Genomic DNA, 18,932 nt, shown 5'->3' with positions numbered 1-18,932 from the left:
TCATACTGGTCACAACCGCACCAAAGCATTACAATACGCGGCTTGCAATCCTGAGCTGAGCAAGTCGATGACTAAAAAACTCCATATAAAAACCTGGGGCTGTCAGATGAACGAATACGATTCATCCAAGATGGCCGATCTGCTGGATACCACCCACGGATACCAGCTGACTGAAAATGCGAAAGAAGCCGATGTGCTGCTGCTGAACACCTGTTCAATTCGTGAAAAAGCACAGGAAAAAGTCTTTCATGTGTTAGGCCGCTGGAAGCTTCTCAAACGGAAAAATCCGGACCTGATCATTGGCGTGGGTGGCTGCGTGGCATCGCAGGAAGGTAAGCTGATCCGCCAGAGAGCCCCCTATGTGGATATCGTCTTTGGCCCTCAGACCCTGCACCGTCTGCCAGAGATGATCAATCAGGTTCGCGGGAATCGCAGCCCGGTGGTTGACGTGAGCTTCCCGGAGATCGAGAAATTTGACCGTCTGCCAGAGCCGCGCGCGGATGGCCCGACCGCTTTCGTCTCCATCATGGAAGGCTGTAACAAATACTGTACTTACTGCGTGGTGCCTTATACCCGCGGTGAAGAAGTGAGCCGCCCGGCGGACGATATTCTGTTTGAAATCGCTCAGCTTGCCGCCCAGGGCGTACGCGAAGTGAACCTGCTGGGCCAGAACGTTAACGCCTGGCGCGGTGAGAACTACGACGGCACCACGGGCAGCTTTGCTGAACTGCTGCGACTGGTGGCGGCGATTGACGGCATCGACCGCATTCGCTTTACCACCAGCCATCCGATGGAATTTACCGACGACATCATCGACGTCTACCGCGATACGCCGGAGCTGGTGAGCTTCCTGCACCTGCCGATTCAGTGCGGCTCTGATCGCGTGCTGAACCTGATGGGCCGTCCACACACGGTGCTGGAGTATAAATCCACCATCCGCAAGCTGCGTGAAGCGCGCCCGGATATCCAGATTAGCTCCGACTTCATCGTCGGCTTCCCTGGCGAAACCGCTGACGACTTCGAGCGCACCATGAAGCTTATCGGCGACGTGAATTTTGACGTCAGCTACAGCTTCATCTTCTCCGCGCGCCCGGGCACGCCTGCTGCCGATATGGTTGACGACGTGCCGGAAGAAGAGAAAAAACAGCGTCTGTATATTTTGCAGGAGCGTATCAACCAGCAGGCCAACGCGTGGAGCCGTCGCATGCTCGGCACCGTCCAGCGTATTCTGGTGGAAGGCACTTCCCGTAAGAGCATCATGGAACTGTCCGGTCGAACCGAAAATAACCGCGTGGTGAACTTTGAAGGCACCCCGGACATGATCGGTAAATTTGTGGACGTTGAGATTGTCGAAGTGCTGACTAATTCCCTGCGCGGGAAGCTGGTGCGCACCGAGGATGAAATGGGTCTGCGCATCGCACAGACGCCTGAATCCGTCATCTCTCGCACCCGCAAAGTCAACGATTCTGGCGTAGGTATTTACCAGCCGTAATCCTTCTGGCCTGCCCTCCTGGCAGGCCTTGTATTTCCTCTCATCACCCCCAATATCTACCGCAACGCTTGCGCCTTTATTCTATGGCGTGAATAATTTCGGTAATGACCGTTTTATTACGGCGTGTGGCCACAGGTCAGTTAACCAATTAAAGAGGAACAGTTTGAACATAGATACGCGTGAAATTAGCCTTGAGCCCGCAGACAACGCTCGCCTGCTGAGCCTGTGCGGGCCGTTTGATGACAACATCAAACAACTGGAGCGACGTCTGGGTATCGAAATCAATCGTCGCGATAACCATTTCAAACTCACCGGACGCCCAATCTGCGTCAATGCCGCGGCAGATATTCTCCGCAGCCTGTATGTTGATACCGCCCCGATGCGTGGCGAAATTCAGGATATTGAGCCTGAACAGATCCACCTTGCCATCAAAGAGGCGCGCGTGCTCGAGCAGAGCGCCGAGAGCGTGCCGGACTACGGTAAGGCCATCAATATCAAGACCAAGCGCGGCGTCATCAAGCCGCGTACGCCTAACCAGGCGCAGTACATCGCCAACATTCTTGACCATGACATCACCTTCGGCGTGGGTCCGGCGGGGACGGGTAAAACCTATCTGGCCGTTGCTGCGGCGGTAGATGCGCTCGAGCGTCAGGAGATCCGCCGTATCCTGCTGACCCGTCCTGCCGTAGAAGCGGGTGAGAAACTCGGCTTCCTGCCGGGCGATTTGAGTCAGAAAGTGGACCCCTATCTGCGCCCGCTGTACGACGCGCTGTTCGAAATGCTCGGCTTCGAGAAAGTTGAAAAGCTCATTGAGCGTAACGTGATTGAAGTCGCCCCGCTGGCCTACATGCGTGGCCGTACGCTTAACGACGCGTTCATCATTCTGGATGAGAGCCAGAACACCACCATCGAACAGATGAAGATGTTCCTGACGCGTATCGGCTTTAACTCGAAAGCGGTTATCACCGGTGACGTCACTCAGATTGACCTGCCGCGCAACACCAAATCGGGTCTGCGTCACGCCATCGAAGTGCTGGCCGAAGTAGACGAAATCAGCTTTAACTTCTTCCACAGTGAAGATGTGGTACGCCATCCGGTCGTCGCGCGTATCGTTAACGCTTATGAGGCCTGGGAAGAGGCCGATCAGAAGCGCAGGGCCGAACTGGCCGCAGAACGTAAGCGCGAAGCGCAGGAGCATGAACAGAAATGAGTCAGGTGATCCTCGATTTACAGCTGGCCTGTGAAGATAATTCCGGCATGCCAGAAGAGGCACAGTTTCAGAAATGGCTGGATGCCGTTATCCCTCAGTTTCAGGAAGAATCAGAAGTCACGATTCGTCTGGTGGATGAAGCGGACAGCCATGAGCTCAACCTGACCTACCGCGGGAAAGATAAGCCGACTAACGTGCTCTCTTTCCCGTTCGAAGCGCCTCCGGGTATTGAGATGCCGCTGCTGGGCGATCTGATTATCTGCCGTCAGGTGGTTGAGCAGGAAGCCAAAGAGCAGCAAAAGCCGCTGGAAGCACACTGGGCACACATGGTGGTGCACGGTAGCCTGCATCTTCTGGGTTACGACCATATTGAAGATGACGAAGCGGAAGAGATGGAATCCCTCGAGACAGAGATAATGCTTGCTCTGGGCTATGAGGATCCGTACATTGCCGAGAAAGAATAGTCAGTCACTGACTACCATTCCGCCGCGCAGGGACATAGCGCGGCGGTTAACGTTGAACTAACAAGAGAACCCTTAACAAACGCCATGAGCGACGACAATTCACACAGTAGCGACACGACAACCACAAAAAAGGGATTTTTCTCCCTCATTCTGAACCAGCTTTTCCACGGCGAGCCCAAAAACCGTGATGAACTGCTGGAGCTGATTCGTGATTCCGGGCAAAACGATCTTATCGATGAAGATACGCGCGAAATGCTCGAAGGGGTGATGGACATCGCCGACCAGCGCGTCCGCGACATCATGATCCCCCGCTCGCAGATGATTACCCTGAAACGCAACCAGACGCTGGACGAGTGCCTCGATGTGATTATCGAATCGGCTCACTCGCGCTTCCCGGTCATCAGCGAAGATAAAGATCACATCGAAGGGATTTTGATGGCGAAAGATCTGCTGCCGTTTATGCGCAGCGATGCCGAAGCCTTCAGTATGGAAAAAGTGTTACGTCCGGCCGTCGTTGTGCCGGAAAGTAAACGTGTGGATCGGATGCTGAAGGAGTTTCGCTCCCAGCGCTACCACATGGCGATTGTTATTGATGAATTTGGCGGCGTTTCCGGTCTGGTTACAATCGAGGACATCCTTGAGCTGATCGTGGGCGAAATTGAAGATGAGTATGACGAAGAAGAGGATATCGACTTCCGTCAGCTGAGCCGCCACACCTGGACCGTGCGCGCGCTGGCCTCCATTGAAGACTTCAACGACACCTTCGGCACCAGCTTCAGCGATGAAGAAGTGGACACCATTGGCGGTCTGGTGATGCAGGCCTTCGGCCATCTTCCGGCCCGCGGTGAAACCGTTGACATCGATGGTTACCAGTTCAAGGTCGCAATGGCTGACAGCCGACGTATTATTCAGGTTCACGTCAGAATGCCGGACGACTCACCGGTGCCAAAACTGGAAGATTAATGTAAATGGCATTTGCCCCATTATTAGAACGCCAGCGCGTCCGTTTGCTGCTGGCGCTGTTACTCGGAGCCAGCGGTACGCTGGCTTTTTCTCCTTACGATATCTGGCCTGCCGCTCTTCTCTCCCTGATGGGGCTACAGGGTCTTACCCTGAACCGTCGCCCGGTACAGGCCGCGGCCATCGGCTACTTCTGGGGGCTGGGGCTGTTCGGCTCTGGCATCAACTGGGTCTACGTCAGTATCGCGCAATTTGGCGGAATGCCGGGGCCGGTTAACGTCTTCCTGGTTGTGCTGCTCGCCGCGTATCTGTCGCTCTACACCGGCCTGTTCGCGGGTGTCCTTTCTCGTCTTTGGCCTAAAACCAGCTGGCTGCGCGTGGCGATAGCGGCTCCCGTTGTCTGGCAAATCACCGAATTTCTGCGCGGCTGGGTACTGACCGGCTTTCCGTGGTTGCAGTTCGGCTATAGCCAGATAGACGGCCCGCTGAAAGGTCTGGCTCCCGTCATGGGCGTGGAGGCGATCAACTTCCTGTTAATGGCGGTCAGCGGCCTGCTGGTGCTGGCCCTGGTGACGCGTAACGGGAAGCCGCTGGTTGTCGCGCTGATCCTGTTTGCCCTGCCCTTCCCGCTGCGCTATATCCAGTGGTACACGCTGGAGCCCGCGCGCGCCACGCAGGTTTCTCTGGTGCAGGGCGATATCCCGCAGTCACTGAAATGGGATGAGAATCAGCTGCTGAACACGCTGAAAATCTACGCCAACGCCACCGAAGAGGTGATGGGCAAATCACAGCTCATCATCTGGCCTGAGTCTGCGATCCCGGACCTGGAGATCAATCAGCAACCCTTCCTGAAGATGATGGACGATTTGCTGCGCGCCCGCGGCAGTACGCTGATTACCGGCATTGTGGATGCGCGTCTGAACCAGCAGAACCGCTATGACACCTACAACGCGATCATTACGCTCGGTAAGGACAGCGAATACAGCTATACCTCCACCAATCGCTACAACAAAAATCACCTTGTACCGTTTGGCGAGTTTGTTCCGCTGGAGTCGATTCTGCGCCCGCTGGCGCCGTTCTTCGATTTGCCGATGTCCTCGTTCAGCCGCGGCCCGTACGTTCAGCCGCAGCTTCACGCGCACGGTTTTGCCCTGACGGCCGCCATTTGCTACGAGATTATCCTCGGCGAGCAGGTGCGCGATAACTTCCGCCCGGACACCGACTATCTGCTGACCATTTCAAACGACGCCTGGTTCGGTAAATCGATTGGCCCGTGGCAGCACTTCCAGATGGCGCGAATGCGTTCTCTGGAGCTGGCGCGTCCGCTGCTGCGTAGCACCAATAACGGCATCACCGCCGTGATTGGCCCGCAGGGCGAAATCCAGGCCATTATCCCGCAGTTCACCCGTGAAGTGCTGACAACCAAAGTCACGCCAGCCTCGGGCCTGACGCCGTACGCCCGCACCGGCAACTGGCCGCTGTGGATCCTGACCGCGCTGTTCGGCTTTGGCGCCGTACTGATGAGCCTGCGTCAGCGTCGTAAATAATCTTGCCTTCTGATGCCGGGTGGCGCTGACGCTTACCCGGCCACCATTTTTACTCCCGCAGGTCGGGTAAGGCGTCGCCGCTACCCGACAATTTCCTCCCAACCTTCAATTCTGGCACGCCTGTTGCTTTATTTCTTCACGCAAACGCTGTCTGGCTTAACGTGCAACCCTGTCGCACCAGCATCGATCGCCGGTGGCACCGAAACGGTGCAACGGGAGATTATTGCCTCGGAATGGTGCGGCGCGCTTCGCAAAAATAAACAATAACGCAGCAAAATCTTTACATTAAGCCAGACTAAATGTTAACAAGCTTGCATAACACTGCACTCGCATTGCGCGAGATATAACAACATCACAATGGGTATCTATGCGTCACTGGCGCTGATAAGAAAGGAGTTGGGTATGCAATTACGTAAACTGGCCACAGCAATGCTGGTTATGGGAATGTCTGCGGGCGTCGTCCACGCTGAAGACGCTCCGGCAGCAGGAAGCACTCTCGACAAGATTGCCAAAAACGGCGTGATCGTGGTCGGCCACCGTGAATCTTCTGTCCCGTTCTCTTACTACGACAACACGCAAAAAGTCGTGGGCTATTCACAGGATTACTCCAACGCCATCGTTGAAGCCGTGAAGAAAAAGCTGAACAAACCTGACCTGCAAGTGAAGCTGATCCCCATCACTTCACAGAACCGTATCCCTCTGCTGCAAAACGGCACGTTTGATTTTGAGTGTGGCTCGACCACCAACAACCTTGAACGTCAGAAACAGGCTGCTTTCTCCGATACCATCTTCGTTGTGGGCACTCGCCTGCTGACGAAAAAAGGCGGCGATATCAAAGACTTTGCTGACCTGAAAGGCAAAGCGGTTGTCGTGACCTCCGGTACCACATCCGAAGTATTGCTGCACAAGCTGAACGACGAGAAGAAAATGGACATGCGCATCATCAGCGCGAAAGACCACGGCGACTCCTTCCGTACCCTCGAAAGCGGTCGTGCTGTCGCGTTTATGATGGATGACGCCCTGCTGGCTGGCGAACGCGCGAAGGCGAAGAAACCAGACAACTGGGAAATCGTCGGAACCGCGCAGTCGAAAGAAGCTTACGGCTGTATGCTCCGTAAAGGCGATGAAGACTTCAAAAAGCTGATCGATGACACCATCGCTCAGGCGCAAACCTCTGGCGAAGCGGCAAAATGGTTCGACAAGTGGTTTAAGAACCCTATTCCACCAAAAAACCTGAACATGAACTTTGAACTGTCTGACGACATGAAAGCGCTGTTCAAATCACCAAACGACAAAGCTCTTAACTAATTAGAACGACAGGGGCGGGATCTCCTGCCCTCTCGATTGTCGGGAAGCATGGACAGACTATACGTTGAGTGGTCGTTCCCCACTCAGCGCAAAAATTGAGCTTCTCACCAATCTTCGAGGGTAGCGCTGCTACCCTCTTTTTTCTGGAGTTTACTATGTCAATTGACTGGAACTGGGGCATCTTTCTGCAACAAGCCCCGTTCGGCAACACCACCTATCTCGGCTGGCTGTGGAGCGGCTTTCAGGTTACCGTTGCGCTATCGATAACGGCGTGGATTATCGCGTTTCTTGTCGGTTCGCTGTTCGGTATTCTGCGTACCGTCCCTAACCGTTTTCTCTCTTCAATTGGCACGCTCTATGTGGAACTGTTCCGTAACGTTCCGCTGATCGTGCAGTTCTTTACCTGGTATCTGGTGATCCCGGAACTGCTGCCGGAAGATCTCGGCATGTGGTTCAAGGCAGAACTGGATCCTAACGTACAGTTCTTTGTCTCTTCCATGCTGTGTCTGGGGCTGTTCACCGCTGCGCGCGTCTGCGAGCAGGTGCGTGCCGCCATACAGTCACTGCCGCGCGGGCAAAAGAATGCGGCACTGGCGATGGGCCTGACCCTGCCACAGGCCTACCGTTACGTCCTGTTGCCTAACGCTTACCGCGTCATCGTTCCGCCAATGACCTCCGAAATGATGAACCTGGTGAAAAACTCGGCCATCGCCTCAACCATTGGCCTGGTCGATATGGCGGCGCAGGCGGGTAAGCTGCTGGATTACTCCGCTCACGCGTGGGAATCCTTCACGGCGATCACGCTCGCGTATGTTCTGATTAACGCTTTCATCATGCTGGTGATGAACCTGGTTGAACGCAAAGTACGCCTGCCGGGCAATCTGGGGGGCAAATAATGTACGAATTTGACTGGAGTTCCATTGTTCCCTCCATGCCCTATCTGCTGGATGGACTGGCAATTACCTTAAAGATCACCGTTATCGCTATTATTGTCGGTATTGTCTGGGGCACCCTGCTGGCGGTGATGCGCCTGTCGAGCTTTAAGCCGCTCGCCTGGTTCGCCACGGCTTACGTTAACGTGTTCCGCTCCATCCCGCTGGTCATGGTGCTGCTGTGGTTTTACCTGATTGTTCCCGGCTTCTTACAGAATGTGCTGGGTCTGTCGCCGAAAACCGATATCCGCCTGATCTCTGCCATGGTGGCGTTTTCCATGTTTGAAGCCGCCTACTACTCCGAGATCATCCGCGCCGGTATTCAGAGTATCTCGCGCGGGCAGTCCAGCGCTGCGCTGGCGCTCGGTATGACGCACTGGCAGTCCATGAAGCTGATTATTCTGCCGCAGGCGTTTCGCGCCATGGTTCCGCTGCTGCTGACGCAAGGCATCGTCCTGTTCCAGGATACCTCCCTGGTCTACGTGCTGAGCCTGGCAGACTTCTTCCGTACCGCCTCCACCATTGGCGAACGTGACGGAACGCAGGTTGAGATGATCCTCTTCGCGGGCGGGGTCTATTTTGTGATTAGTTTAAGCGCATCGCTGTTGGTCAGCTGGCTGAAGAAAAGGACCGTATAATGATTTCCCTGAAAAATGTTTCTAAATGGTATGGGCACTTTCAGGTGCTGACCGACTGCTCAACAGAAGTGAAAAAAGGCGATGTGGTGGTGGTCTGCGGCCCGTCCGGTTCCGGTAAGTCTACGCTTATCAAAACCGTTAATGGTCTGGAACCTGTCCAGCAGGGTGAAATTGTCGTTAACGGCACCAAAGTGAACGACCGTAAAACCAACCTTGCCCAGCTTCGCTCCCACGTGGGCATGGTGTTCCAGCATTTTGAGCTGTTCCCGCACCTGTCGATCATTGAGAACCTGACGCTTGCACAGGTGAAAGTGCTGAAGCGCGATAAAAAAGCGGCGCGCGAAAAGGGGCTGAAGTTACTGGAACGCGTCGGGCTCTCTGCGCATGCGGATAAGTTTCCGGCACAGCTTTCGGGCGGCCAGCAGCAGCGCGTGGCAATTGCGCGGGCGCTGTGTATGGATCCGGTGGCGATGCTGTTCGATGAACCGACTTCTGCACTCGATCCTGAAATGATCAACGAAGTGCTGGACGTGATGGTGGAGCTGGCGCACGAAGGGATGACCATGATGGTGGTGACGCACGAAATGGGCTTCGCCCGTAAAGTGGCCAACCGCGTGATCTTCATGGATGAAGGGAAAATCGTTGAAGACTCGCCGAAAGAAGAGTTCTTCGCGAATCCGAAATCCGAACGCGCTAAAGACTTCCTCGCTAAAATCCTGCATTAATCTTTTCAGTGCGCAATCTGCGGATTGCGCACTGCTTCACGCTTTAGATCTCTTTTTCTATTCGGCGTCACATCGCAGCGTTAACCTTGTCACAAAATAATGCTAAGAATGGAGAACGCTATGGCACACCCTATAATTCTCGACTGCGATCCGGGTCATGATGACGCGATCGCGCTCGTCCTCGCGCTTGCCTCCCCTGAACTGGACGTCAAAGCTGTCACCTCCTCCGCCGGGAACCAGACACCGGATAAAACCTTGCGAAACGTGTTGCGCATGCTGACGCTGCTGAAACGCACCGATATTCCGGTCGCAGGCGGCGCCATTAAGCCGCTGATGCGCGAACTGATCATTGCGGACAACGTTCACGGTGAAAGCGGGCTGGATGGCCCGGCGCTGCCGGAGCCAGGTTTCGCACCGCAAGACTGCACTGCCGTCGAGCTAATGGCGAAGATACTGCGTGAAAGCGCAGAGCCCGTGACGCTGGTGGCTACCGGTCCGCAGACCAACGTTGCGCTTCTGCTGAACAGCCATCCTGAACTGCAAAGCAACATCGCCCGTATCGTTATCATGGGCGGGTCAATGGGGCTGGGAAACTGGACGCCTGCGGCCGAATTCAACATCTTTGTTGACCCGGAAGCGGCGGAGATCGTCTTCCAGTCGGGCCTGCCGATTGTGATGGCGGGGCTGGACGTGACGCATCGGGCGCAGATTATGGCAGACGATATTGAACGCTTCCGCGCCGTGGGCAACCCGGTTGCAACGACCGTGGCCGAGCTGCTCGACTTCTTTATGGAGTATCACAAAGCTGAGAAGTGGGGCTTCCACGGCGCGCCGCTGCACGACCCATGCACGATTGCCTGGCTGCTGAAGCCGGAGATGTTTACCACGGTGAACCGCTGGGTTGGCGTGGAGACGCAGGGGAAATATACCCAGGGAATGACGGTGGTGGACTATTACTCATTGACGGGAAACAAACCGAATACGACGTTAATGGTGGATATTGATCGGGAAGCGTTTGTGGATTTGCTGGCGGAGAGGCTGGCTTACTATTCTGCGGTCTGATGCCCTCATCCTGGCCCTCTCCCACGGGGAGAGGGAATAAACCTGCGCTTTTACTTAAGGCTCAAACGGGCGACGCTGGAACTGGTCGTGCCCGCATTTCGGACACAGCGACAGCACCTCCGGCGTATAAACGGCCATATGGTGGTGGCACTTCTCACACACCAGATTCCCCAGCCCCACCACTTCGCCGCTGTGATAGACACCGTGGTGGTTTAAATCCTGGAACACCTCGCGCCACTCCAGCTGGGTTTTATCGGTAATATCCGCCAGCTCCTGCCACAGGCTCTCTTTAATGACTCGCATAAAAACGCTGTCGGCGATCTCGTCCTGACTCTCCTCGTAGCTTCGCGCAAACTCTTCCAGGTCACGGCGCACGGCGCGCGTCACCTCTTCCACTTCGGTTCGCGTTAACTCACCCGTTTGCGTCACGCGTGCGCGTGCCTGTTCGACCAGCGCGTCGATATCGCGCTCGCCGTTACGCAGCCGTTCCGTCAGTGTGGCCATCAGTTCACGGTAAAATTGAGCAACCTTGTTCATCATTTTGCCTCCCGGGTAAGTAACTGTCTCTAATAATAGACCTTATTTCGTCACCGCTTTGTCAGGTGAAGCACAGACCCGGTAAATTCCTGCAAAGTGCATTTGCGTGAAAGGCTGTTTTGACGCGGGCGTTTGGGCTATGCTATGCGGATCTGAATTACCACATCCATTGGCTACATTTGTAGCTGTATTGAACACAGGACCACTGGCTGCCATGCAAGAGCAATACCGCCCGGAAGAGATAGAATCAAAAGTCCAGCAACACTGGGACGAGAAGCGCACCTTTGAAGTAACCGAAGACGAGAGCAAAGAGAAGTATTACTGCCTGTCGATGCTTCCCTATCCTTCTGGTCGACTACACATGGGCCATGTGCGTAACTACACCATCGGTGATGTGATTGCACGCTACCAGCGTATGCTGGGCAAAAACGTTCTTCAGCCTATCGGCTGGGATGCGTTCGGCCTGCCTGCTGAAGGCGCGGCGGTGAAAAACAACACGGCACCGGCTCCGTGGACGTACGACAACATCGCGTACATGAAAAATCAGCTGAAAATGCTGGGCTTTGGCTACGACTGGAGCCGCGAGCTGGCTACCTGTACTCCAGAATATTATCGCTGGGAGCAGAAGTTCTTCACCGAGCTGTATAAAAAAGGCCTGGTCTACAAGAAAACGTCCGCCGTTAACTGGTGCCCGAATGACCAGACCGTACTGGCGAACGAGCAGGTTATCGACGGCTGCTGCTGGCGCTGCGACACCAAAGTTGAGCGTAAAGAGATCCCGCAGTGGTTTATCAAAATCACCGCCTACGCTGACGAGCTGCTGAACGATCTGGACACTCTGGATCACTGGCCTGACACCGTTAAAACCATGCAGCGCAACTGGATTGGCCGTTCCGAAGGCGTTGAAATCACCTTCAACGTAGAAAACTACGACCAGACCCTGACTGTCTACACCACCCGTCCGGACACCTTCATGGGTGCGACTTACCTTGCCGTGGCTGCGGGTCACCCGCTGGCACAAAAAGCAGCGGAAAACAATCCGGAGCTGGCAACCTTCATCGACGAATGCCGCAACACGAAAGTGGCCGAAGCCGACATGGCGACGATGGAGAAAAAAGGCGTTGATACCGGCTTCAAAGCAATTCACCCGCTGACGGGCGAAGCCATCCCGGTCTGGGCAGCGAACTTCGTGCTGATGGAATACGGTACGGGCGCAGTGATGGCCGTGCCGGGCCACGATCAGCGTGACTACGAATTTGCTACCAAATACGGCCTGAACATCAAGCCTGTGATCCTGGCGGCTGACGGTTCTGAACCTGACCTCTCCGAGCAGGCGCTGACCGAAAAAGGCACCCTGTTTAACTCCGGTGAGTTTAGCGGCCTGAGCTTCGAAGAGGGCTTCAACGCCATCGCCGACAGACTGGCCTCGCTGGGCGTGGGCGAGCGTAAAGTGAACTACCGTCTGCGCGACTGGGGCGTTTCCCGTCAGCGTTACTGGGGTGCGCCAATCCCTATGGTGACCCTGGAAGACGGCACCGTCATGCCAACCCCGGAAGATCAGCTGCCGGTGATCCTGCCGGAAGACGTGGTCATGGACGGTATCACCAGCCCGATCAAAGCCGATCCTGAGTGGGCCAAAACCACCGTCAACGGTCAGCCAGCGCTGCGTGAAACCGACACCTTCGACACCTTCATGGAGTCCTCCTGGTACTACGCGCGCTACACCTGCCCGCAGTACAAAGAAGGCATGCTGGATTCCGACGCGGCAAACTACTGGCTGCCGGTAGACATCTACATCGGCGGCATTGAACACGCCATCATGCACCTGCTCTACTTCCGCTTCTTCCACAAGCTGATGCGTGACGCAGGCCTGGTCAATTCCAACGAGCCAGCAAAACAGCTGCTGTGTCAGGGTATGGTGCTGGCAGATGCGTTCTACTACGTTGGCGCGAACGGCGAGCGTAACTGGGTTTCTCCCGTTGATGCGATTGTCGAACGTGACGAGAAAGGCCGTATCGTGAAGGCGAAAGACGCTGAAGGTCATGAACTGGTTTATACCGGCATGAGCAAGATGTCCAAGTCTAAAAATAACGGCATCGACCCGCAGGTGATGGTTGAGCGTTACGGTGCAGACACCGTGCGTCTGTTCATGATGTTCGCATCTCCGGCAGACATGACCCTGGAGTGGCAGGAATCCGGTGTTGAAGGGGCCAACCGCTTCCTGAAACGCGTCTGGAAACTGGTTTACGAGCACACCTCTCAGGGCGATGCGCCAGCGCTGAACGTAGCTGCACTGACTGAAGATCAGCAGGCGCTGCGTCGTGATGTTCATAAAACCATTGCGAAAGTCACCGACGATATTGGTCGTCGTCAGACCTTCAATACCGCAATTGCGGCTATTATGGAACTGATGAACAAGCTGGCGAAAGCTCCGCAGGACGGCGAGCAGGATCGCGCGTTAATGCGTGAAGCGCTGCTGGCGGTCGTTCGCATGCTGAACCCGTTCACACCGCACGTTAGCTTTACGCTGTGGCAAGAGCTGAAAGGCGAAGGCGATATCGACAACGCGCCGTGGCCAGTGGCTGATGAATCCGCTATGGTGGAAAACACCACGCTGGTTGTGGTGCAGGTTAACGGTAAAGTGCGCGGTAAAATCACCGTCGCGGTCGACGCAACCGAAGAACAGGTTCGCGAGCGCGCAGGCCAGGAACATCTGGTCGCGAAATACCTTGAGGGCGTTACCGTACGTAAAGTGATCTACGTACCGGGTAAACTGCTGAATCTGGTCGTTGGCTAAGCGCGGGAGGAAACGTGCGACAACTGGCAACAATACTCTTATCTCTGGCGGTGCTTGTCACCGCTGGCTGCGGCTGGCACCTGCGCAACACCACGGCAGTGCCTGCGCAGATGAAAACGATGATCTTTGACTCATCCGATCCGAACGGACCGCTGAGCCGGGCCATTCGTAACCAGCTGCGTTTGAACGATGTTAAGCTGATCGAGAAGGGAACCCTGCGTCAGGATGTTCCTTCGCTTCGCGTCCTGAAATCAACGCTGTCACAAGACACGGCGTCGATCTTCCAGGATGGTCGAACCGCGGAATATCAAATGGTGCTTACCGTTGATGCGGCCGTCTTAATGCCGGGTAAAGATATTTACCCTATCAACACCAAAGTCTACCGTTCGTTCTTCGATAACCCGCAGACGGCCCTGGCAAAAGACGCTGAACAGCAGATTATCATCAAGGAAATGTATGATAAGGCCGCAGAGCAGCTGATCCGTAGACTGCCTGCCATTGCCGCATCGTCGAAAAAAGGCGCTGACGTCATCGAAACACCGGATGCCAGCACGCCGGACATGCTAACGTCGCTGGGTAACTGATGATCAGGTTGTATCCTGAACAACTCCGCGCGCAGCTCAACGAAGGGCTGCGCGCGGCCTACCTGCTACTTGGTAACGACCCCCTGTTACTTCAGGAAAGCCTTGATGCTGTTCGCCATGCGGCAGCCGTGCAGGGCTTTGATGAGCATCATACGTTCCAGATTGATAACAGTACCGACTGGAACGCTATCTTCTCGCTATGTCAGGCCATGAGCCTGTTTGCCTCACGTCAGACAATCCAGATCCTGCTGCCAGAGAATGGCCCTAACGCCGCCATCAACGAACAGCTGGCCATGCTGGTCAGCTTGTTACACAGCGATCTGCTGCTGATAGTACGCGGCAACAAACTCACAAAAGCGCAGGAAAACGCGGCCTGGTTTACCCGGCTGGCCACCAGTGCAGTACTGGTTACTTGCCAGACGCCTGAACAGGCACATCTGCCAAAATGGGTTGCCGCGCGAGCAAAGCAGCACAACCTGCAACTGGACGATGCCGCCAGCCAGCTCCTTTGCTACTGCTATGAAGGCAATCTTCTGGCACTGGCGCAGGCGCTGGACAGGCTCTCCCTGCTGTGGCCGGATGGCAAGCTGACGCTGCCCCGCGTCGAACAGGCGGTGAACGATGCCGCGCACTTTACCCCCTTCCACTGGGTTGATGCGCTGCTGTCGGCGAAAAGTAAGCGTGCCCTGCACATACTGCAACAGCTGCGCCTGGAAGGCAGTGAGCCGGTCATTCTGCTCCGCACGCTCCAGCGCGAACTACTGCTGCTGAACAACCTTAAGCGCCAGTCGGCGCATACGCCCCTGCGCGCCTTATTCGACAAGCATCGCGTGTGGCAGAACCGTCGGGCGATGACCACAGAGGCGATAAACCGCCTGAGCCAGGAGCAGCTGCGTCAGGCCGTGCAGTTGCTGATGCGCGCCGAACTGACGCTGAAACAGGATTACGGCCAGTCCGTCTGGGCGGAGCTGGAGAGCCTCTCTTTACTGCTCTGCCATAAGGCGCTGGCAGACGTATTTATCGATGGGTGATATGCATTCTTTACAGGCAATGTATGGCGGGACCTTCGACCCGGTGCACTATGGGCATCTTAAGCCGGTAGAAATCCTCGCGAATTTGATTGGCTTGCAGCGGGTGATCATCATGCCCAACAATGTTCCGCCGCACCGCCCTCAGCCAGAAGCAACCAGCGAGCAGCGCAAAGCGATGCTCGCGCTGGCTATCGCCGATAAGCCTCTCTTCACGCTTGACGAGCGCGAACTGCGCCGGGATACGCCGTCCTGGACATCGCAAACGCTGCGGGAGTGGCGCGCTGAACAGGGGCCAGTGAAACCGCTGGCGTTTATCATCGGCCAGGATTCCTTGCTCAACTTTCCCAGCTGGTACCAGTATGAAACCATTCTGGAAAACAGTCACTTGCTGGTCTGCCGCCGTCCGGGCTACCCGCTGACCATGCGTGAAGCGCAGCATCAGCAGTGGCTTGACGCGCATCTGACGGACAATATAGAAGACCTTCACAGCCTGCCCGCCGGTAAAATTTACCTCGCCGAGACGCCGTGGTTTGATATTTCCGCAACCCTCATTCGCGAGCGTCTCCAGCAGGGTTTGAACTGTGACGATCTCCTGCCCTTACCTGTGCTGGCCTATATCCACGCACACGGTCTGTATCAGAAAAGTACAGATGCCTGAACATCGCCGGCGAAATTGTCTGTTAATGATTATCCTGCCTTGACAGGCTAAGCCATACTGATATCCTCCGCTGCCAGACTTTCCCGCCGATCGTTGCTTTACAGAAATTGTTTTACAAAAATGGCGATGCAATCTCAGGCGGAGGGTGGGATGATACCCGCCTTCAAAAGCCGGGCGGTGACATTTGTCCCGCGACTGGCGTCAGTTCAGGTATACTGGCTGACCACGAATTCACAGTTGTACAATCTCATTCACCCAGGGGGAAAACTTGCAGGGTAAAGCACTCCAGGATTTTGTTATCGACAAAATTGATGACCTGAAAGGTCAGGACATCATCGCTATCGACGTTAAGGGTAAATCCAGCATCACCGACTGCATGATTATCTGCACCGGTACCTCAACTCGTCACGTTGTTTCGATTGCTGACCATGTTGTTCAGGAATCGCGCGCGGCAGGGCTGCTTCCGCTGGGCGTTGAAGGTGAAGCGACCGCTGACTGGGTGGTTGTCGATCTCGGCGATGTGATTGTCCACGTCATGCAGGAAGAGAGCCGTCGCCTGTATGAGCTGGAAAAACTCTGGGGTTAATGCGTGAAGTTGCAGCTGGTCGCCGTCGGCACCAAAATGCCTGACTGGGTACAAACCGGTTTTACTGAGTATCTGCGTCGTTTCCCAAAAGATATGCCGTTCGAACTGGTGGAGATCCCAGCGGGAAAGCGCGGCAAGAACGCAGATATCAAACGTATTCTCGATAAAGAGGGAGAGCTGATGCTGGCTGCCGCAGGCAAAAACCGCATCGTGACCCTCGATATCCCGGGCAAGCCCTGGGATACGCCGCAGCTGGCGCACGAACTGGAGCGCTGGAAGCAGGACGGTCGTGACGTCAGTCTGTTGATTGGCGGACCAGAGGGGTTATCTCCCGCCTGCAAAGCGGCAGCAGAACAAAGTTGGTCACTCTCTGCGCTGACGCTGCCCCACCCGCTCGTGCGGGTTCTCGTGGCAGAAAGTTTGTATCGCGCGTGGAGCATCACTACCAACCACCCTTATCACCGCGAGTAATGACTGACCAGGGTAACTTAAGCAGCGGATGAAACTACAGAATTCTTTTCGCGACTATACGGCTGAGTCCGCGCTGTTTGTGCGCCGGGCGCTGGTCGCCTTTACGGGGATTTTGCTGCTTACCGGCGTGCTGATCGCCAACCTCTATAATCTGCAAATTGTCCGCTATACCGATTACCAGACCCGCTCAAACGAAAACCGTATCAAGCTGGTGCCCATCGCGCCCAGCCGCGGCATTATCTACGATCGTAACGGCACCCCGCTGGCGCTAAACCGCACCATCTATCAGATTGAGATGATGCCGGAGAAAGTGGATAACGTGCAGGATACGCTGAACGCGCTGAGAAGCGTTGTCGACCTGAACGATGATGACATCGCGGCGTTCAAAAAAGAGCGCGCACGTTCTCACCGCTTCACCTCCATTCCGGTAAAAACCAACCTGACAGAAGTGCAGGTCGCCCGTTTTGCCGTTAACCAGTACCGTTTCCCCGGCGTGGAAGTCAAAGGCTATAAGCGCCGCTACTATCCTTACGGCTCCGCGCTGACGCACGTGATTGGCTACGTCTCCAAAATCAACGATAAAGACGTCGAACGCCTTGATAAAGACGGCAAGCTGGCTAACTACGCCGCAACCCATGATATCGGCAAGCTGGGCATCGAACGTTATTACGAAGATGTCCTGCACGGCCAGACCGGTTATGAAGAGGTTGAAGTCAACAACCGTGGTCGCGTAATCCGTCAGCTAAAAGAGGTCCCCCCGCAGGCGGGACATGACGTGTATCTGACGCTCGACCTGAAGCTCCAGCAGTATATCGAAACGCTGCTGGCGGGTAGCCGCGCCGCCGTGATCGTGACCGACCCGCGTACCGGCGGCATTCTGGCGATGGTTTCCATGCCAAGCTACGATCCGAACCTCTTCGTGGACGGTATCTCCAGCAAAGATTACTCCGGCCTGCTCAACGATCCAAACACCCCGCTGGTGAACCGCGCTACGCAGGGGGTTTATCCTCCAGCCTCAACGGTTAAACCGTATGTCGCCGTGTCTGCGCTGAGCGCGGGCGTCATTACCCGCAATACCAGCCTGTTTGACCCGGGCTGGTGGCAGTTGCCTGGCTCTGAGAAACGCTACCGCGACTGGAAAAAATGGGGACATGGCCATCTGAACGTGACCAAATCACTGGAGGAGTCTGCGGATACCTTCTTCTATCAGGTCGCCTACGACATGGGTATTGACCGTCTGTCTGAATGGATGAGCAAATTCGGCTACGGGCATTACACCGGTATAGATTTGGCGGAAGAGCGTTCCGGCAACATGCCAACCCGCGAATGGAAGCAGAAGCGCTTTAAAAAGCCCTGGTATCAGGGTGACACCATTCCGGTGGGGATCGGCCAGGGTTACTGGACGGCAACGCCGCTGCAAATGAACAAGGCGATGATGATCCTCATCAACGATGGCGTAGTGAAAGTGCCGCACCTGCTGCAAAGCACCGTTGAAGACGGCAAAAAAGTGCCGTGGATACAGCCTCATGAGCCACCGGTGGGTGACATTCATTCCGGATTCTGGGAAATCGCGAAAGACGGTATGTACGGCGTAGCCAACCGCCCTAACGGCACGGCGCACAAATATTTCGCTGGCGCACCGTATAAGGTTGCCGCCAAATCGGGTACTGCACAGGTCTTCGGTCTGAAAGCGAATGAAACCTATAACGCCCACAAAATTGCCGAACGTCTGCGTGACCACAAGCTCATGACGGCGTTTGCCCCTTACGATAACCCGCAGGTTGCGGTGGCGATGATTCTGGAAAACGGCGGCGCAGGCCCGGCGGTGGGTACCATCATGCGTCAAATCCTCGACCACATCATGCTGGGTGATAACAACACCGAACTGCCTGCTGAAAACCCGGCAGCCGCTGCGGCGGAGGACCAATAA

The 18,932-nt window shown here is 55.5% G+C and carries 18 protein-coding genes; 17 read left to right on the top strand and 1 reads right to left on the bottom strand.

Annotation, left to right across the window (positions count from 1 at the left end):
- The first annotated feature begins 67 nt into the window (after window positions 1-67).
- The 10 genes from miaB to rihA all read left to right on the top strand — a co-directional run bounded on the left by miaB (window position 68) and on the right by rihA (window position 10,338).
- Window positions 68-1,492, top strand: a complete 1,425-nt coding sequence (miaB, locus tag DBR02_RS16915; protein WP_063449370.1) for a tRNA (N6-isopentenyl adenosine(37)-C2)-methylthiotransferase MiaB — start codon at window positions 68-70, stop codon at window positions 1,490-1,492.
- 163 nt (window positions 1,493-1,655) lie between these two features.
- On the top strand, window positions 1,656-2,702 hold the full coding sequence (locus DBR02_RS16910; RefSeq protein ID WP_022647440.1) for a PhoH family protein: 1,047 nt from the start codon (window positions 1,656-1,658) through the stop codon (window positions 2,700-2,702).
- Window positions 2,699-3,166 (top strand): rRNA maturation RNase YbeY, encoded by a 468-nt coding sequence (ybeY, locus tag DBR02_RS16905; RefSeq protein WP_107534924.1) that lies wholly within the window; start codon window positions 2,699-2,701, stop codon window positions 3,164-3,166. Before DBR02_RS16910 ends, ybeY begins: the two co-directional genes overlap by 4 nt.
- An 84-nt stretch (window positions 3,167-3,250) precedes the next feature.
- The gene (gene corC / locus DBR02_RS16900) at window positions 3,251-4,129 is read left to right on the top strand and encodes a CNNM family magnesium/cobalt transport protein CorC (RefSeq protein ID WP_003858679.1); all 879 of its coding nucleotides are present in this window, start codon (window positions 3,251-3,253) and stop codon (window positions 4,127-4,129) included.
- 5 nt (window positions 4,130-4,134) lie between these two features.
- Entirely contained in the window at window positions 4,135-5,673 is a 1,539-nt protein-coding gene (lnt, locus tag DBR02_RS16895) for an apolipoprotein N-acyltransferase (protein WP_107534923.1), read from the top strand.
- A 402-nt stretch (window positions 5,674-6,075) separates the two neighbouring features.
- On the top strand, window positions 6,076-6,981 hold the full coding sequence (locus DBR02_RS16890) for an amino acid ABC transporter substrate-binding protein (protein WP_003858681.1): 906 nt from the start codon (window positions 6,076-6,078) through the stop codon (window positions 6,979-6,981).
- Window positions 6,982-7,136: 155 nt separating this feature from the next.
- Window positions 7,137-7,877, top strand: a complete 741-nt coding sequence (gene gltJ / locus DBR02_RS16885; protein WP_015571133.1) for a glutamate/aspartate ABC transporter permease GltJ — start codon at window positions 7,137-7,139, stop codon at window positions 7,875-7,877.
- Entirely contained in the window at window positions 7,877-8,551 is a 675-nt protein-coding gene (gene gltK, locus DBR02_RS16880; RefSeq protein WP_022647437.1) for a glutamate/aspartate ABC transporter permease GltK, read from the top strand. The genes gltJ and gltK overlap by 1 nt, the downstream gene beginning before the upstream one ends.
- Window positions 8,551-9,276 carry an amino acid ABC transporter ATP-binding protein gene (locus DBR02_RS16875; protein WP_006809622.1) on the top strand — a complete coding sequence of 242 codons (726 nt, stop codon included), beginning with the start codon at window positions 8,551-8,553 and terminating at the stop codon, window positions 9,274-9,276. Before gltK ends, DBR02_RS16875 begins: the two co-directional genes overlap by 1 nt.
- Window positions 9,277-9,396: 120 nt before the next feature.
- Window positions 9,397-10,338, top strand: a complete 942-nt coding sequence (gene rihA, locus DBR02_RS16870) for a pyrimidine-specific ribonucleoside hydrolase RihA (protein ID WP_107534922.1) — start codon at window positions 9,397-9,399, stop codon at window positions 10,336-10,338.
- 54 nt (window positions 10,339-10,392) lie between these two features.
- Here rihA and DBR02_RS16865 read toward each other — a convergent pair whose 3' ends face one another.
- Window positions 10,393-10,875: a zinc ribbon-containing protein gene (locus DBR02_RS16865; protein WP_107535661.1), complete on the bottom strand. Its 483-nt coding sequence runs from the start codon at window positions 10,873-10,875 to the stop codon at window positions 10,393-10,395.
- A gap of 214 nt (window positions 10,876-11,089) precedes the next feature.
- Between DBR02_RS16865 and leuS the strand changes: the two genes are divergently transcribed.
- The 7 genes from leuS to mrdA all read left to right on the top strand — a co-directional run bounded on the left by leuS (window position 11,090) and on the right by mrdA (window position 18,932).
- Window positions 11,090-13,672, top strand: coding sequence for a leucine--tRNA ligase (leuS, locus tag DBR02_RS16860; protein ID WP_063449373.1), 2,583 nt, complete (start codon window positions 11,090-11,092; stop codon window positions 13,670-13,672).
- 14 nt (window positions 13,673-13,686) lie between these two features.
- Window positions 13,687-14,256, top strand: coding sequence for an LPS assembly lipoprotein LptE (gene lptE / locus DBR02_RS16855; RefSeq protein WP_107534921.1), 570 nt, complete (start codon window positions 13,687-13,689; stop codon window positions 14,254-14,256).
- Window positions 14,256-15,287 carry a DNA polymerase III subunit delta gene (holA, locus tag DBR02_RS16850; protein WP_107534920.1) on the top strand — a complete coding sequence of 344 codons (1,032 nt, stop codon included), beginning with the start codon at window positions 14,256-14,258 and terminating at the stop codon, window positions 15,285-15,287. Before lptE ends, holA begins: the two co-directional genes overlap by 1 nt.
- Window positions 15,280-15,945, top strand: coding sequence for a nicotinate-nucleotide adenylyltransferase (nadD, locus tag DBR02_RS16845; protein WP_139158013.1), 666 nt, complete (start codon window positions 15,280-15,282; stop codon window positions 15,943-15,945). The genes holA and nadD overlap by 8 nt, the downstream gene beginning before the upstream one ends.
- A gap of 268 nt (window positions 15,946-16,213) precedes the next feature.
- Entirely contained in the window at window positions 16,214-16,531 is a 318-nt protein-coding gene (rsfS, locus tag DBR02_RS16840; protein WP_003858696.1) for a ribosome silencing factor, read from the top strand.
- Window positions 16,532-16,534: 3 nt separating this feature from the next.
- Window positions 16,535-17,002: a 23S rRNA (pseudouridine(1915)-N(3))-methyltransferase RlmH gene (rlmH, locus tag DBR02_RS16835; RefSeq protein ID WP_003858701.1), complete on the top strand. Its 468-nt coding sequence runs from the start codon at window positions 16,535-16,537 to the stop codon at window positions 17,000-17,002.
- Between the two features lie 28 nt (window positions 17,003-17,030).
- Window positions 17,031-18,932, top strand: a complete 1,902-nt coding sequence (gene mrdA / locus DBR02_RS16830) for a peptidoglycan DD-transpeptidase MrdA (protein WP_063449377.1) — start codon at window positions 17,031-17,033, stop codon at window positions 18,930-18,932.

It is taken from the genome of Enterobacter cloacae complex sp. (assembly GCF_900322725.1).
Taxonomy (GTDB): Bacteria; Pseudomonadota; Gammaproteobacteria; order Enterobacterales; family Enterobacteriaceae; genus Enterobacter; species Enterobacter quasihormaechei.
This window is presented reverse-complemented; position numbering and strand designations above follow the sequence as displayed.